We start from the raw sequence: 16,485 nt of genomic DNA on the forward strand, positions 1-16,485 counted from the left end.
CAGGCTATGCCGCCCAGACGCCGGACGAGCTGGGACAAGGCGCTGTTCACCCACCTGGTGAAGCGAACGGGCCCGACCGGTTACCCGCCGGGAGTTCTGCCGCTGATGTGCGGTGACTGCCGTGATGTGCGGTGCGGGCGGCGGCTGCCCGGTGGTGCGGGACGTCCCCCGCCGCACGCGGAGAGCGATCGACTACGCTCCCTCGCAGTCACGTTGACAACTTTCACACTGCCCTGAACGAAGGGGACACAGTTTTGACAACGGACTTCCTGCCGGGCACCGACGGCCCATGGCAGTCATCCCGGGCGAAAACACTCTGCCGCCGCGGGCCGCGCTACGTCACCGGCGCGGATCTCGTCCGCATTGCCCGCACCCTCGCTCTCGAGCCGTGGCACTTCACCCAGACCGCACCGGCCGCCGCCGACGATCCGACCGGGGTGGTGCTGGACAACGCGCGGCGCCGGGTGACGCTCAGGGTGGCCAACGCCGCCCACGGCTGCGTCTTCCACATACGCACCCTTCAGGGGACCGGCCGTTGCGGTCTGGGCGACCTCGCGCCCGCCTCGTGCCGCATGTTCCCCGCGCTCCCGGGCAAGGGAGCCACCCGGACGGGTGGCGAGGCCGTGGAGGAGGTCCGAGGAGGGACCGGCCCCCGGCTCGACGAGGAGCAGCTCGCGGAGGCGGAGCGCCAGTGGGCCGCCGACCGTGACCACTGGTTCGAGCTCATCGCGCGCTGGAACGCCCTGGCCGAGAAGGCCGAAACCCCGCCGAACGTCGAGGACTTCCAGCGCTATCTGCTGGAGGCCCAGGCTTCGCGTGAGGCCGGTATGCCCTGGCCCGAGGACGTGGTCGCGTGAACGGCAGCGGCGCGAATCTGGCGGGCTGCGCTTCCTGTGAGGGCAGGTGCTGCCGGGAGTACAACGTCCACGTGACCATCGCCGACGTCCGCAGACTCGCGGCCGGAATGGCCCTCCACCCCAGGGAGTTCGTCTACCTGAAGGAGGGGAAGGAGGAGGACAACAGCGACTTCCGTTTCAAGCCCGGCGGCCCGCTGCACGACCTCCATCTCCTCCACCGGCCCGTGACCAAGGGGTGCGTGTTCCTGATGGAGATCGCCCCCGGCAAGGCGCGCTGCGGCGCGTACGTGCACCGGCCGATCGTGTGTGCCACCTTCCCGACCAGTCTCGCCCAGGGTTCGGTGGGCATCCGTGAGAAGACCCTGTGCGGCGGACCGGACTCCTGGAATCTGGCCACGATGGACCTCCCCGCCTACCGGCGCGACATCGCGCGCAATCGTGCGGCCTGGTCCGAGCACCTGCGGATGGCGCGCGAGTGGAACGCCAGGGTCGACGCCTCCGCCCGGCCGGCGACGGAGGAGCAGCTGTACGACTTCATCCTGGCCGCGGAGACCTCTGAGGACGCCGAGCAGGCCGACCGGTCGGCGCAGGCCTCCTCGTAACGGCGGCAGCGGTCGTAGCGACCGCCGGGGGTGCCGCTCAGCCCGCGGGCTGAGCGGAGCCCGTCGGCAGGTCGTCCGGGAGTAGCAGCCGCAGGTCCTCAAGGCCCGGGGCGGCGATGGTGCCGATGCGCCGGGCCTGCCGCGTCATCATCGCCTCCAGGAGCTGGCGGGCGGTGCGGGCGTTGCCGAAGGAGCGGTCGCGCGGGATGAGCTCCACGTAACCGCGCAGCGCCTGCAGGGTCTCCTCCGGGCAGTCGTAGCCGGAGTTGGCAGCGTACGTGTTCATGATGGTGACCAGCTCGTCGGAGTCGTAGTGCTCGAACTCGACAGTGCGGCTGAAGCGGGAGGCCAGGCCGGGGTTGGAGTCGAGGAAGCGGCGCATCTCCGCGGTGTATCCGGCGGCGATGACGACGACCTCGTCGCGGTGGTCCTCCATGAGCTTCAGCAGCGTGTCGACGGCCTCCTGGCCGAAGTCGGATCCGGCGCCCTCGGGGGTGAGGGTGTACGCCTCGTCGATGAAGAGCACGCCGCCGAAGGCGCGCTCGAAGACCTCCTTGGTGAGCTGCGCGGTGTGCCCCACGTAGCGGCCCACCAGATCGGCGCGGGCCACCTCCACGAGCTGACCGGTGTTCAGGACGCCGAGGGAGTGCAGTAGGTCCGCGTAGAGGCGTGCCACCGTGGTCTTACCGGTGCCGGGCGGCCCGGAGAAGATCAGGTGGTGGCTGATCCTCGGGGTGGGCAGGCCCGCTGCCTGCCGCTGCTTGGTGGCCTGAAGCAGGTTGACCAGGTCGGTGACCTCGCGCTTGACGGCGCCGAGGCCCACCATGGCGTCCAGCTCGGTCAGCAGGTCCTTGGAGTCGCGCGGCCCGTTCGCGCCGCTGATCGCCGCGTCGTCGGCGACGTCGTCGGGCAGCAGCTGGGAGATGTCGGCCTCGGCCGGGTCGGCCATCGACCCGAGCCGGAACGCCTGGCGGTCCACCATCTCCTCGAAGACGCGGCGCGCCGCACGGCCGTTGCCGAACGTGGAGTCGCGCGGCATCCGCTCGAAGAGTCGGGCGAGGGCGTCGAGGGTGCCCGGGTCGAGCTCGTAGCGGTGGGCCTCGCACATGGACTCGGTGATGGTGACGAGCTCGTCCACGGAGTAGTTGGCGAACTCGATGGTGCGTGTGAACCGGGAGGCGAGACCGGGGTTGGAGCCGAGGAAGGAGGCCATCTGGTCGGTGTATCCGGCGGCGATGACGACTACGTCGTCGCGATGGTCCTCCATGAGCTTGAGCAGGGTGTCGATGGCCTCTTGGCCGAAGTCGGCGCCGGAGCCCTTGCTGTCGGAGGTGAGCGTGTACGCCTCGTCGATGAAGAGCACGCCGCCCAAGGCCTCGTTGAACGCCTCGGTGGTCTTGATGGCCGTGCCGCCGATGATCTGGGCGACGAGGTCGGCCCGGGAGACCTCGACCAGGTGCCCGGAGCGCAGCACGCCGAGGTCGGCGAGGATGCCGCCGTAGAGCCGGGCCACGGTGGTCTTGCCGGTACCGGGCGGGCCGGAGAAGACCAGGTGGCGGCTCATCGGCGGGGCGGGCATGCCGAGGCTGGCGCGGCGCTGGGCGAGCTGGTTGAGATTGATCAGGGTGCGCACCTGGTGTTTGACGTCGGCCAGGCCGATGAGCGACTCCAGCTCCTCCAGCGGGCCTTCGGGCTTCTTCCCCTCGCCGCCGGCGGGCTTCGCCGCCGTACCGGCCGCTCCGGCCGTCTCGCCCCATTCGTCGTCGCCGGCGTTGCCGCTGCTGTCCAGCCCCTCCACGGTGAGGCGCTCGCTCGCGCGGGACTGCTTCAGCCCCGCGCCGCGGTTGTCCCGGGCGGTGCAGCCGGTGAGGGTGACCTTCTCCGCGCTGTCCACGCGGAAGCCGTCGCCGGTGGAGCCGGTGACCTGGCAGGCTTCGAGGGTGGCCCGGCCGCCCTCGGCGATCAGGACGCCGTGCGCGCCGGACTCGGCCAGGTGGAGGCGGTGGGCGGTCAGCGCGCCGCCACTCTCGACGTGGACGGCGGAGGTGGCGGAGGAGCGTATCTCACAGTCGCTGACGGTGCCGCGGCCTTCGGAGCCGACCGAGATGCCGGCCAGGGTCGCCTCGCGCACTGCGCTGTCGCGGATGTCGGGAGCGCCGCCGTCGGCGATGCGGATGCCGGCGCCCTCCACGCGCTCGACCGTGCAGTTCTCCAGACGGCCGCGGCCGTCCTCGGTGAACTCCAGCCCGTGGCCGCCGGCGGAGAAGACCCGCGCCCTGCTCAGCAGCGGATTGGCGTTGGTCCGTACGGAGATGGCGACACCGGCGGCGTCGGCCACCTCCAGGCGGTCGAACTCCGCCGAGGACGCCTCGGCCAGCAGCACGGACGCCGCCTTGTCGGCGCAGTCGCGCACGGTGGTGCCGGTGAGCAGCGGCGCGCTCGACCCGATGACCCGGATCGCGGGGGCGGTCGCGGAGCCGAACTCGCAGTCCTGGAAGGTGCCCCGGGAGCGCTCGGTGACGGCGAGCCCGTTGCCCTTGGTGCGGGAGGTGACACAGCGCAGCAGCTCAGGATCGGCACCCGAGGAGAGGACGATGCCGGGCCCGGAGGTGTCGGTGACCGTGACCTCTTCGAGGGTGGGCCGGGAGCTGCTGGTGATGTAGACGCCGACCGAGGTGTCGTGCACCCGGGCCCGCAGGACATGGGTGGAGCACTTGCCCTCGAGCGCGATGGCCGGCTTCTCCGTGCCGGAGATGTCACAGTCCTCCAGTCGGCCCTGCGCCTCGCCGTTGGCGAGGATGCCGTTGCCCTGGGCATCGCGGACCCGGCATCCCCGTACCGTGGTGCGGGCCTGTTCGCCGAGGACGACGGCGGAGGTGCCCAGGTGTTCGAAGAGGGAGTCGGCGACGACGCTGCCGGTGGGGGCGGTGTCCACGACGCCGGCGCCCTCGGGGTTGGAGACCCGGCAGTCCCGCATGGCCAGCGAGCCGTTCTCCCGGGCGAGGACGGCCGTCCAGCCGGAGCCCACGACGGTGCAGCCGTCCATGGCGACCTGGCCCCGGGGCGCGTCGACCACCGGCAGGTCCTCGTTGCCGCCGCGCAGGGTGAGGTCGGTGAGCATCACCGCGTCCGCGACGAGGACCACGGCGGTGCCGCGCGGCGGGCAGATCTCCGCGCTGCCGCGCTCTCCGTCAGCCGCGATGGTGACACGGGTGCGGACCGTGAGGTTCTCGCGGTAGCGGCCGGGCCGGAGGCGTATCACCGCTCCTGTGCGCGCCTGTTCCAGGGCCTCGCCGATCGTCCGGAAGCCCTCCGGCTGGTCCGGACCGACCGTGAGCAACTGCCGTGACACGCTGGGACCTCCTCGTTGTGATGGCGCTGCCGGCCCTCGTGGCCGAAGCCCGGACCCGTGCGGCCGCGGGGAGAGGGACGAGCAAGCGATGAAGGCTACGGGAACCGCGGCCCCGCGCTCCAGGCACCTACGGCTCGGGTGCGCTCACGGTTCACAGCCACGTCCGGGATTGAGCACGGCAGTTCGCGCCGAGGGCAGGTTACCGTGTGGTGATGTCGGCCGCGTATCGTGCGCGTCATGCGACGTGCTCGTTCTCCCCGCCGTCCGGTGGCGCGGGCGGTGGCCGCCGCGCTGCTGACCGTGGCGCCCCTGGCCGCTCAGTCCCCGCCCGCAGCCGCGGACTCCGTCGAACTCCCCGCCATCCCCGCCGCTCTGGCACCTGACGCGGCATGCACCCAGGCGTCCGGTGAGACGGCGCGGGACAAGCCGTGGACCCGGAAGGTCCTGGGGCTCTCCCGGACCTGGCCGCTGGCGGACGGCGGTGGCGTGACCGTCGGCGTGGTGGACACCGGGGTCGGCACGAATATCCCCGCCCTGTCCGGCCGCGTCACCGCGGTCGGCGGCGCGGGCACGGACTGCGTGGGGCACGGCAGTTTCGCCGCCGGCCTGATCGCAGCCAAGCCCGGCGCGGGCTCGGGCGTGGCGGGCGCGGCGCCCGGCGCGCGGATCCTGGCGGTGCGCGGCACGGACCAGCGCGGCAACCCCACGGCGGTCCAGCTCGCCAGCGGGATCCGGGCCGCCGCCGACGCCGGGGCGGACGTCATCTACGTCGGGCGCGCGCTGCCCACCGGCAAGGCCCTGCTGACGGCCGCCGCCGCCCACGCGGCCCGGCGCGGCGCCCTCGTCGTCGCCCCGTTCGCCCCGGACGCGCTGCCGGAGGACCCCACGACCGGGGAGCCGGCGAAGCCCGCCCCCTGGTACTGGCCCGCCGCCGCTCCCGGCGTGCTGTCGGTCATGGACTACGGCCCGGACGGCACACGGCCCGAGAACGCTCCGGAGACGTCGGGGGCGGACCTGGCGGCGCCGGGGGACGCGGTGGTCAGCGTCGGACCGAGGGGCCGGGGCCACTTCATCGGCTCCGGCTCCTCGCTGGCGGCCGCGAACGTCGCCGGGGCGGCCGCGCTGGTACGGGCGCGGTACCCGGAGATGACCCCGGCCCAGGTGTCCCGTCAGCTCGTCACGGCGGGCTATCCGGCGGTTCCGCCGAGGCTGGACCCGTACGCGGCGGTGACCTCCGTCCTCACCGACAACCAGGGCGCCGCGCCCCGGCAGGTCCCCGCGCACGTCCCCCCGAAGCCTTCCGCAAAGCCGCGCGATCGCGCGCTGCTGATCGCGGGCGCGGGCCTCGGCGCGGTGGTGCTGATGGCCGCGGCGGCCGCGGTGATCCCGCGCGGCCGGGCCCGGGCTTGGCGCCCGGCGGGACAGGACCGGACCGTCGCCTGACGCCTCGGCCCGCCGCCTCCCGTAAGGCGGCGGGCCGAGGTACCGTCAGCTCTCCTCGCCGTCCACCAGCGCCGTCTGCACCTGCGTCGTCTTGCGGCGGGCGATCCGGACCGCGCGTCCCGGATTCATGATCTTGCCCTTGACGTTGCCCAGCAGATAGCCCTCCGAGGGTGGGCAGGACATCAGCAGGGCCGGGGTGTTGACCTCCAGGAGACGCCGCATGAGCAGCTCGTTGAGGCCGCGCCCGGCACCCGAGGCGGAGCGGGTGACGATGATGTGCAGGCCCACCTCCCAGCCGAGGGCGAGGTGGTTGAGGAGCGGGTCGAACGGCGCGTTACCGATCCCGGCGCCCACCATGTCGTAGTCGTCGACGAGGATGAACAGCCGCGGCCCGTTCCACCAGTCGGCCTGCTTCATCCGGCCGGGGGCGATGTCCGCGCCCGGCAATCGGGTCTGCACGGCCCGTGCGGCCCCGTCGACGAGGTCCTTCAGCGCGTCCATGGACACCGCGTGCCCCAGGCGGTACTCGTCCGGCACCGCCTCCACCAGGTCACGGCGGTAGTCCACGATCATGATCCGCGCCTCGGCGGGGGTGTACCGGTCCATGATGGCCTTGGCCATCAGCCGCAGCAGGTTGGTCTTGCCGCACTCCGCGTCGCCCACCACGACCAGGTGCGGGCTCTCGCTGAAGTCGTGCCAGACGACCGACAGCCGCTCCTCCTCCAGGCCGATCGGCACCCGGAAATCGCCGCCGGCCGGGGGCAGCGACCGCGCGGGCAGCTCCGTCGGCAGCATCCGCACCCGCGGGGCCGCCGGGCCGGACCAGCTCTCCTTGATCGCGGACACCAGGCCCGCCACACCCTCGGAGAGGTCCTCGGCCGACTCCGTCCCGTCGATGCGGGGGAGTGCCGTGAGGTAGTGCAGCTTGCCTTCCGGGGTGAGCCCCCGGCCGGGGACGCGCGGCACGGTGGCGGCGCGGCGCGAGTCGATCTCGGAGTCCATGGAGTCACCCATCCGCAGCTCCAGATGCGTGGCGGCCTGGTCGCGCACGGACGAGGTCAGCTCCACCCAGCGGGCGGTGGTCACGATGAGGTGGATGCCGTAGTTGAGGCCGCGGGCGGCGATGGAGGCGAAGGTCTGGATGTTGCGGTCGAAGTCCTGGCGCACCGTGGACCAGCCGTCGATCACCAGGAACACGTCGCCGTGCGGCTGGTCCGCGAACTCGCCCGCGGCCCGGCGGCGGCGGTACGTCGCCATGGAGTCGATGCCCTGGGTCAGGAAGAACCGCTCGCGGTCCGCCAGCAGGGCGCTGACCTCGGAGATCGTACGGGCCACCCGCTCGGTGTCCAGACGGGCCGCGACCCCGGAGGTGTGCGGCAGATCGGCGAGACCCGCCAGCGCGCCGCCGCCGAAGTCCAGGCAGTAGAACTGCACCTCGCGCGGGGTGTGGGTGAGGGCCAGCGCGGTGAGGATCGTCCGCACCATGGTGCTCTTGCCGCTTTGCGGCCCGCCCGCGATGGCCACGTGGCCGCCGACGCCCGACAGGTCGATCGTCATCAGGTCACGCACCTGCTCGAAGGGTTTGTCCACGATGCCGATGGGCACCGTCAGCCGTCCCCGCATCGGCGAGCCGACCGTGGTGAGCCCGAGCTCGGGGTCGGGGGTCAGCGGCGGCAGCACCTGGTCGAGTGTGGAGGGCAGGTCCAGGGGCGGCAGCCACACCTGGTGGGCCGGGGGACCGGCGCCGAGCAGCCGCTCCACGGCGACCGACAGCAGCGTGTCGCCGGTCTCCACCTCCGGCTCCGGCTCGGGTTCGGGCACGTCGGGAAGCTGGCGCGGCACCACGTAGCCGGCCGTCCACGGCACCGTCTGGCTGGCCACCCGAGCCTGGTTGGCCCGGCTGCGCCGCTGCTGGTACGGGCCGGAGACGTAGGCGGCACGGAAGCGGGTCAGCGGCTCCACACCGGACTTGAGGTAGCCGCTGCCCGGCTGCGGCGGGAGCTGGTAGGCGTCCGGCACACCCAGCACACCGCGGCTCTCCATGGCGGAGAAGGTGCGCAGACCGATGCGGTACGACAGGTGGCCCTCCAGCTGGTGCATCCGCCCCTCGTCCAGCCGCTGCGAGGCGAGCAGCAGATGGACGCCGAGGCTGCGGCCGAGCCGTCCGATCATCACGAACAGTTCCATGAAGTCCCGGTGCGCGGCGAGCAGCTCGCTGAACTCGTCGACGATGACGAACAGGCTGGGCATCGGCTGCAGCGGGGTCCCCGAGGCCCGCGCCTTCTCGTAGTCCAGCGCGGAGGTGTAGTTCCCGGCGGCCCGCAGCAGTTCCTGGCGGCGCATCAGCTCGCCGTGCAGAGCATCCCGCATGCGGCTCACGAGCGCCGCCTCACCGGCCAGGTTGGTGATGACGGCGGAGGTGTGCGGCAGCTCGTCCAGGCCGAGGAAGGTGGCGCCACCCTTGAAGTCCACCAGGACGAAGTTGAGTGTTTCCGAGGAGTTCGACAGCGCGAGCGCCAGCACCAGGGTGCGCAGCAGCTCGCTCTTCCCGGAGCCGGTGGCCCCGATGAGCATGCCGTGCGGCCCGGTGCCGCCCTGCGCGGACTCCTTGATGTCCAGCTCCACCGGGGCGCCGTCCACGCCGACCGCGATCGGCACCTTGAGCCGACTGGAGCCGGTGGCCTGCTGCCACAGGCCGGCCGGCTCGTGGTGGTACAGGTCGGAGATGCCCAGCAGGGTGGTCAGCTCGACGTCCGAGGCGAGCGGCTCGGAGGCGTCGCCGCCCATACCCATCCGGTACGGGGCGATGCGCTTGGCCAGGGAGGTGGCGCCCGTCGGCCCGAAGGTGTCGGGGCGGCCGAGGCGGGTGGTCTGCTCCTTGCGCTCGCGGTCGGTGCGCACCAGCTCGAACGCGTCCTCGCTCACGTCGAAGCGGAGCGTGACGCGGCCCGGGCGCCAGGTCAGCGCGCCGGTGAGGTCGAGGACGACGGCGTTGCGGAAACCGGCCCCGTCCAGCCGGTGCCGGTCGGGGATGCTGCCCCCATCCACCACGATGACGGTGAACGGCTCGTCACGGCCGGTCCCGGCGTCCGGGTCGAACGAGGGCCGCTCCAGGAACTCGGCCCCGAGGAGGTCCTCCAGCTCGTTGATGGCCGAGACGAACATCCGGGCCGGGCCGGCGCCGTCGTTCTCCTGCGGGTGAAGATTGTGCGGAAGCCACTTCACCCATTCCCAGTCCGCGCGTCGTTCGTCCGACACGCACAGTGCCACCCACACGTCGTCGGGCGCGTGGAAGGTCGCGAGCTGGGCGACGATCGCCCGGGCGACGGAACGTATCCGCTCCTCGTCACCCCGGAACAGCACGCGCGCCCAGGCCCGCAGATAGATGGCGATGGGCTGCTCGGGCACCGTGGAATACGCGCGGATGAAGCTGCGCAGGGCATGCGCCGCCAGCGGCTCCAGGTCCTCGACCGGAGTGGTGGCCGTGGGCGTCAGCCGCAGGCCGAGCTTCTGCTCCCCGACGGCCACCCTGATCTCGCCGAAGTCCTCGTCCTGCGGGCGGCGCTCCCACAGCCGCGTGGTGCCCGCCAGCGACCACAGGGCCGACGGCGGGGGGTGGCGCCACGCGAGCGCCTTCTGCTGATCGGCCACGGCGGTGCGCACCTTGCGCCGGATCTGGGTGAGATAGCGCAGGTAGTCGCGGCGCTCGCCCTTCAGGCGCTGTTTGCGCTCGCTGGTCTTGCGCATCATCTGGCCGAGCATCATGGCGGCCGAGGACAGCACCATCAGCCCCATGGCCAGGTACATGAAGTGGCTGCTGCCGCCGCCGCTCATGCCCGGTCTCATGAACATCAGCATCATGGACACCGACATCAGCGCCATGGGCAGGTAGGTCCAGATGGCGGAGGAGTCCGGCACCACCTCTGGCAGCGCGGGAGGTTCCTGAAGATTCAGCTCCCCGTCGGGCATCTCGGGGCCGCGCCGGCGGGCGGGGCGGCGGAACAGGACCACGCTCAACGAACAGTCTCCTCATGGGCGGGAAACAGGCGGGAAAGGAGGGAAACACGCCGGACGATGTCGGTGGGGATACGTCCTCGGGCCGCGGGCGCCACGATGCGTCCTCACTGGCCACGGAGAAGCGGCTGCGCAATCCCGGTATACCAGTTCGACGTCTCAGCCAGTAATGTGCACCCTCCCGGAGGGACATTCGGCGCACACCTTCGATCGTGCCCCAAGAGCAACACCAGTCCAACTCCACCGCCTTCAGGCGGAACCCGGGATCCTCCCTCTCGCAGACCCCCGGAAGAAGCGTGCCCGATGACTGACAACCAGGTGGCCGGCCTGTGCCGCCTGACCGTACGTACACCGGCCAAGTCCATCGACCTCGCGGTCCCCTCGGACGTTCCTGTGGCCGACCTGCTCCCCGCCGTCGTCGGCTACGGCGGCGACAACCTCGCCGAAACCGGCATCGACCATGGCGGCTGGGTGCTGCAGCGCCTCGGCAGCGAACCGCTGGACGAGGAGCGCAGCCTCGACTCCTACGACCTGCGCGACGGCGAGACGCTCTACCTCCGGCCGCGTATCGACGCCCTCCCCGAGGTCCACCTCGACGACCTGGTGGACGGCATCTCCACCACCATGCAGGACCGGCCGCACGGCTGGACCCCGCTGGCCAGCACCCGGCTGCTGCGCGGCTTCGCGGTGACCGCGCTGCTGGCCGGACTGGCCGTCCTCGCGCTGCCCGGCGGCTCCTCCGACCTGCGCGCCCTGTGCGCGGCCGCGGCCGGAGTGCTGCTGCTCGCCGGTGCGGGCTCGGCCAGCCGCGCGGTGGACGACGCCGCCGCCGGCGCCGCCCTCGGCTTCATGGTGGGCCCGTATCTCGCGCTCGCGGGGTGGCTGCTGCCCGGCGGCGACCTCGGCGGTCCGCACAGTCACGAGGTCCTGGGCGCCCGGATGCTGGCCGCCTGCGCCGCGGGCGCGGGCGGCGCGATCGTCGCGCTCGCCGCCGTGGCGTCGTTCGCGGCGGTCTTCCTCGGCCTCGCCGTGGTCATGCTCTTCGGCACCTTCGCCGGGGCCCTGATGGCCGTCACCGACCTGGGACCGGCCCATGTGGCCGGCGTCCTCGCCCTGGTGGCCGTCATCCTCGGTGCGTTCGTCCCCTCGCTGGCCTTCCGGATGTCCGGCATGCGCATGCCGCCGCTGCCGACCAACGCCCAGCAGCTCCAGGAGGGCATCGAACCGCACCCCACCGGCGTGGTGGCCGCGCGCTCGGTGCTCGCCGACGGCTGGATGTCCTCGCTGTACGGGGCGGTGGGCGCGGTCTGCGCCGTCTGCCTGGCCGTTCTCACCCACGACGACGGACTCGCCGAGGTCATCATGGCCGTCGTGCTCTCGCTGCTGCTGTTGCTGCACGGGCGCGGCCTGGGGAACGTATGGCAGCGGCTCTCCCTCTTCATCCCCGGGGCCGGAGGCTTTCTGCTGCTCGCCCTCTTCAACGCCCTGTCCTACGCGCCGGGGAGCCGGATGGTGCTGGTCGCCGGTCTCCTCGCCGCCACCGCGGGCATCGCCATCGCCTCCTGGACTGTGCCCGGGCGACGGATCGTGCCCTACTGGGGGCGGGCGGCGGAGATCCTGCACACCACGGCCGCAATCGCCCTGCTGCCCCTGGCCCTGTGGGTGCTCGGGGTGTACAGCGCCCTGCGCGGCCTGAACGGCTGACGGCCCGAACCGGAGGAACGTAAACGTGCAGTCCAAGCGCGACCAGGTCCAGGCGCACATGTTCGTGATGGGGCGGCTCACCTCGGGCATGCTGCGCGCCGACCCCGACGCCCCGGAGAGCCCCCAGGGCCGGACCAACCGCGGCGTCGCCATCAGCGTGATCATCGCGATTCTGATCTCCGCGGGATCCTTCGTGTTCGGCCTGCTGAAGCCCGGCACGAACAACTCCTGGAAAGCGGAGCGGACGCTGGTCGTCAACAAGGAGACCGGCGGCCGGTACCTCTACCTCGACGGACGGCTGCGCCCGGTGCGCAACTACACCTCTGCGCGGCTGCTCCTCGGCACGGACATGAAGACCGCGTCGGTCGGCGGCACGTCGCTGAGCGGCACACCGCAGGGGGCGCCCGTCGGCATCAGCGGAGCCCCCGACGACCTGCCGGACGGCTTCACCACTGACCCGTGGCAGGTGTGTTCGGGCACCGTCACCGGCTCCACGGGCACCGCGCTCGCCGTCGGCAAGGACCTCGGCGGCACCGGACTCGACGCCTCTCAGGGACTGCTGGTCAGGGGGCCCGACAAGGCCCACTACCTGGTGTGGCAGGGCAGCAAACTGCGTCTGAACGTCCAGGGAGGCGCCCACGAAGCCCTCGGCTACGGTTCACGCGAGTCCGTCGCGGTCTCCGCCGCGCTGCTCAACGCCCTGCCCACCGGCCCGGATCTCTCCGCACCCGATGTGCCGGGCCGAGGCGCCGCAGGGCCGAGGCTCGGCGGTGGCCAGACCCGGGTCGGACAGGTCTTCAAGGTCTCCGCGACCGGCGGCGACGCCCGGTACTACGTGCTGCGCAAGGAGGGGCTGGCACCCATCAACGCGACGGTGGCGGCGCTGCTCCTCGGCGACGCGGCCACGAAGCGGCAGGCGTACGCGGGCAGCGCGGCGAGTGCCGTGCCCCTGGGCGCCGAAGGGGTGATCGGCCACCTGGCACCGGCCTCCGAGGGCGCCGACACGTGGAAGGGCGTGCCGCCGAACCCGCCGAAAGCGGTGGACCTCGCCGACGATCAGACCCCGTGTGTCTCCGTCCGGCCGGGCGACGAGGGAACGCGGGTGAGTGTCTCCCTGGTCGGCCGCGACGGCCTCGGCCCGGCCGCACAGGCACCGCTGGAGGGGCTGGCCGCGGCCTGTGTGACCGTCAACCGGATCGTGGTGCCGCCGGGCAAGGGCGCGCTGGTGCACGCGCTGGCTGCCGACGGGTCGAACGTCGGCAGCACCCTCTACCTGGTGACGGACAGCGGAGTGAAGTACCGGGTGCCGACGGCCAAGGCGATGGAGGCGCTGGGCTACACCAAGGGTCAGGCGCAGAGGCTCCCGTCGTCGCTGCTGTCCATGCTGCCCACGGGACCGGACCTGAACCCGGGGGCGGCGGTGTCGGGTGAGGGCAAGTCGACGACGCCACAGTGTGACGAAGGCAACAAAAAGGCAGTGAACCGGTGAGGTCGCGTGGCCGTGTAGCTCGTAGGCATATCGACACGAGGCTGGCTTGACGTACGTCAGTCTTCGTCAAGTTCCCGAAGACCAGGGGAAGTTACTGAAACGAATGTGTGGCACGTGTTCTTGTCGGTAAGCGTTGCTTATCGCTCTCCTGTCTTCCTATCGTCCTTGTCCGGACAACTGGATGCCGACGGTCCGCATCCGGTGTCACGCAAGCCGCGTCAGCGCCTTGGGCCTGGCGGCGAAATCCACCGAAAGAGGCAGCGTTCATGGCGGGTATGCAGCAGGCAGAAGAAAGCGCGACACGGAACGGCATCCAGGCCCTGGAGATGGCCTTCTCGGGTGTCCAGAGCCGTCGGCAGGACGTCGAGAACACGAAGCAGAACATGATGCAAGCCCTCCAGGGCAGTGACGGTAAGGCATTTCAGGACCTCCTGAACGCCTGGGATGAGCACGCGGAAATCATCTCGAAGAACCTGCAGGACATGATCAACGAGCTCAACGAAACCCTCCGCTCGCAGGGCATGACGCAGGGCTCGTCGAACGAGCAGATCAACCAGCAGTACAACCAGTCGCAGAGCATTTTCGACGGTCTGATGGGCTCCACCGCCGGACGGTGATCGATCGGGCCGGTCTCCCACCGGCCCGGGCTTCGGATGTCATCAGCCGAAGCGCCTTCCGTATCCCACATCCACCCCAGCGAGACGAGGCCATCGATGCCGGACAACCTCACTGACGGTTTCATCTACGTCAGCTACGCCCATGCCGAGAACGCGGTCGAGGACATGCGCCTGCAGACCCGCGAGATCGAGAAGATCATCAACAGCCTGAACGAGGAACTCCAGTCCCTGCAGCAGTCCTGGGAGGGTGAAGACCGCCAGGCCTACAACCAGAAGCAGCAGGCCTGGAACCAGGCCGTCACGAACATGGGCACCTGGCTCGAGAACAACGGCAAAACCCTCGACGAGATCTCCAACCTCTACAGGCAGTCCGAGAAGAACCAGACGCAGGGCTGGGAGGGCGTGAAGATTGGCCGCTGAGCGCGGCGCTTTGGGGCGGCTGTCCACGCGTTGGGACACGTGGGGCAGCCGCCCGCTGTGTCATCCAACTATGCGGTAAAGAGAGGCGGAGAACATGGCGGACCAGCCCGCGACGCAGCTTGACAAGGCGTGGATCGAGAACTTCCGGAAAGTCGACCTTCAGGACTTCCGGGACGCACTCAAGGCGATAACTTACGACACCAAGTCGGACCCCGTCATTCCCGCGATGAAGACCCTGACCGGGGAGGACGCCCTCCCCGAGGGGCTTCCGCCAGGAACGCCCGTGCCATTGACCATCGGGGACCTGGCGACCGACGTGAAATATGTGCACGGGCAGACGGTGAACCAGGAGGTGGTGAAGATGGTGAAGACCCTCAACGGGATCATCGACAGCCACATCACGCTCTTCGAGGACATCGACGGAGCCCTCGAGGAAACCATTGAGACCCTGTTCAAGACCCAGGGGGTCAGCTTGGACAAGGTCGACGGCCAGAAGCTCATGGACATCTTCGAAGACGAGGACGTCGAGACCGGCCTCACGACCCCGCCGGACGAGGAGGAAGGCGGCGGCGGAGGCGACGACACGGACAAAGAAAAGTAGGCGCCCGGACATTCGCCGCACCGCCACGCGCCCTCGATAACGTCAAGCCCTCTCCTCCCGTCGACCCCTTCTGATGGAGCTTCGCCATGGCCGAACCCGAGTACGAAGACTACTGGCGGAAAGCGGTCCAGCTCTTCACAGGGTTTGCTGCGCCGGAGAGGGCCACCCTGTTCGCGGGGGGAAAAGAAAAATCAGGGATCGTCGGTAACGATGACATCAAGCAGATGAAGGTGGAGATCACTAAGCAGGACAGCGTCGATACCGTCGACGTCGACGATTGGCAGTGGAAAGTCGACAACGCGGGTTATGACATCAACAACACTGACTTCGTGATCCCGTTCTATACGGACAACGGCAGCGTCAGTATGTACAAGGCCCGCATCACGCTGCTCGGTGTAAAGACCATGAGCGACGATGAGTTCGTTGGCAGCGACGATTCGGTGGGTAGTGAGGGCGAAAGCAAGTACGCCAAGGACCTGAAGGATGGCGCGTTCCAAAAGGCGAGTGGCGGCAACAACCTGACATGGGACACGTTCGATCTGACCAAGTACTCCTACGGCACTGGGAAGGCGCTGCAGGCCCTGCTCGACAACGAGAACGGAACCCTTGGGTTCAGTTGGGGTGGCGAGTCTGCCCTCCCCCTCGACAAAGCCGTCCGCCTGGGATCCTTCGATATGGCTGCGGAGGCTTTCGACCGGGTGGCCAAGTTCTTCTACGACAGCAACGCGACCATGACCGAGTGGCAGAAACGGCTCGGCTTGGAGGAGAGCGAGGCATGGCAAGGTATGGCGGCCGGTGTCTTCTGGGACCTCATCCATGAAGTCGGCGGCCGATACGAGAACTATGCCGAGGATATGGGTTACATCGGCGGCTCGTCCAAGCAGGGCCGAGAGCTCAGAGCAGCGGGTGAGGCTCTCAGGACGCAGACCCAGAATCTCGTCAACGCGTGGGATGAATGGACTCGGGAAAAGGGCAACCCGCTGCGTTGGCTCGTCGATCTGCTGACGGAGATATCCGATAATTCTTGGGACAACAACATAACGAAGATTGATTCTGAGTATCAGTACAGTTCCAGTGCGTACAGCTCGGGATACTTCACCTACAGCACCACGGGGGGATTTACTCAGCAAGCCGTCGATGCGAACAGAAAAGTCTACGGCGACATGAAGGAATTGACCACCTGGAAGGCGGTCGGCGATGAGGCGGTCAAAAGGTGGGAAGAGGGTGTCAAGGACGGTCTGATAGACCCCGCTGAGTACGCGCTGGACGCGCTGAGCAAAGCCTGGGGGTCGCGGGTATTCGATCTGGGCTCGATCAGCACCAGGGGCGATAAGGGCCTGTCCGGGGAGTGGGCCGAAGACAAGGCAGCGAAGGACAAGAAGGCCG

At 70.0% G+C, this 16,485-nt stretch carries 11 protein-coding genes; 9 read left to right on the forward strand and 2 right to left on the reverse strand.

All coding sequences use genetic code 11. The annotated features are described in order from the left end of the window. Positions 1-254 precede the first annotated feature (254 nt). Both ABZ370_RS36185 and ABZ370_RS36190 read left to right on the forward strand, forming a co-directional pair. Positions 255-857, forward strand: coding sequence for a hypothetical protein (locus tag ABZ370_RS36185; protein ID WP_358630083.1), 603 nt, complete (start codon positions 255-257; stop codon positions 855-857). Next, positions 854-1,459, forward strand: a complete 606-nt coding sequence (locus tag ABZ370_RS36190; protein ID WP_358630086.1) for a YkgJ family cysteine cluster protein — start codon at positions 854-856, stop codon at positions 1,457-1,459. The genes ABZ370_RS36185 and ABZ370_RS36190 overlap by 4 nt, the downstream gene beginning before the upstream one ends. 37 nt (positions 1,460-1,496) lie before the next feature. Here ABZ370_RS36190 and ABZ370_RS36195 read toward each other — a convergent pair whose 3' ends face one another. Then, complete coding sequence (locus tag ABZ370_RS36195) at positions 1,497-4,811, reverse strand: right-handed parallel beta-helix repeat-containing protein (protein ID WP_358630089.1); 3,315 nt, start codon at positions 4,809-4,811, stop codon at positions 1,497-1,499. 237 nt (positions 4,812-5,048) lie between these two features. Here ABZ370_RS36195 and ABZ370_RS36200 point away from each other — a divergent pair, with 237 nt between their 5' ends. Next, positions 5,049-6,254 (forward strand): S8 family serine peptidase, encoded by a 1,206-nt coding sequence (locus ABZ370_RS36200; protein WP_358630092.1) that lies wholly within the window; start codon positions 5,049-5,051, stop codon positions 6,252-6,254. A 45-nt stretch (positions 6,255-6,299) separates the two neighbouring features. Here the strand turns inward: ABZ370_RS36200 and eccCa are convergent, their stop codons facing one another. Next, complete coding sequence (gene eccCa / locus ABZ370_RS36205; protein ID WP_358630187.1) at positions 6,300-10,265, reverse strand: type VII secretion protein EccCa; 3,966 nt, start codon at positions 10,263-10,265, stop codon at positions 6,300-6,302. 306 nt (positions 10,266-10,571) lie between these two features. Between eccCa and eccD the strand changes: the two genes are divergently transcribed. The 6 genes from eccD to ABZ370_RS36235 form a co-directional block, all read left to right on the forward strand. Further along, on the forward strand, positions 10,572-11,972 hold the full coding sequence (gene eccD, locus ABZ370_RS36210) for a type VII secretion integral membrane protein EccD (RefSeq protein WP_358630095.1): 1,401 nt from the start codon (positions 10,572-10,574) through the stop codon (positions 11,970-11,972). A gap of 25 nt (positions 11,973-11,997) precedes the next feature. Next, positions 11,998-13,461 (forward strand): type VII secretion protein EccB, encoded by a 1,464-nt coding sequence (gene eccB, locus ABZ370_RS36215; protein WP_358630098.1) that lies wholly within the window; start codon positions 11,998-12,000, stop codon positions 13,459-13,461. A 266-nt stretch (positions 13,462-13,727) separates the two neighbouring features. Beyond that, complete coding sequence (locus ABZ370_RS36220; protein WP_358630101.1) at positions 13,728-14,078, forward strand: hypothetical protein; 351 nt, start codon at positions 13,728-13,730, stop codon at positions 14,076-14,078. Between the two features lie 96 nt (positions 14,079-14,174). Further along, a complete protein-coding gene (locus tag ABZ370_RS36225) occupies positions 14,175-14,498 on the forward strand; it encodes a WXG100 family type VII secretion target (RefSeq protein WP_358630103.1) in 324 nt (107 codons plus the stop codon). Between the two features lie 94 nt (positions 14,499-14,592). Next, a complete protein-coding gene (locus ABZ370_RS36230) occupies positions 14,593-15,099 on the forward strand; it encodes a type VII secretion system-associated protein (RefSeq protein WP_358630106.1) in 507 nt (168 codons plus the stop codon). A gap of 86 nt (positions 15,100-15,185) precedes the next feature. Continuing rightward, a partial coding sequence (locus tag ABZ370_RS36235; RefSeq protein WP_358630109.1) for an AAWKG family protein occupies positions 15,186-16,485 on the forward strand: 1,300 nt, incomplete at its 3' end.

Origin of the sequence: Streptomyces sp. NPDC005962, assembly GCF_040629205.1 — a bacterium.
Classification (GTDB): domain Bacteria; phylum Actinomycetota; class Actinomycetes; order Streptomycetales; family Streptomycetaceae; genus Streptomyces.

Excerpts from the sequence above, each read along its gene's own strand:
- ABZ370_RS36200 (WP_358630092.1), top strand. The coding sequence starts at position 5,049 with ATGCGACGTGCTCGTTCTCCCCGCCGTCCGGTGGCGCGGGCGGTGGCC.
- eccD (WP_358630095.1), top strand. The coding sequence starts at position 10,572 with ATGACTGACAACCAGGTGGCCGGCCTGTGCCGCCTGACCGTACGTACA.
- ABZ370_RS36220 (WP_358630101.1), top strand. The coding sequence starts at position 13,728 with ATGGCGGGTATGCAGCAGGCAGAAGAAAGCGCGACACGGAACGGCATC.
- ABZ370_RS36225 (WP_358630103.1), top strand. The coding sequence starts at position 14,175 with ATGCCGGACAACCTCACTGACGGTTTCATCTACGTCAGCTACGCCCAT.
- ABZ370_RS36230 (WP_358630106.1), top strand. The coding sequence starts at position 14,593 with ATGGCGGACCAGCCCGCGACGCAGCTTGACAAGGCGTGGATCGAGAAC.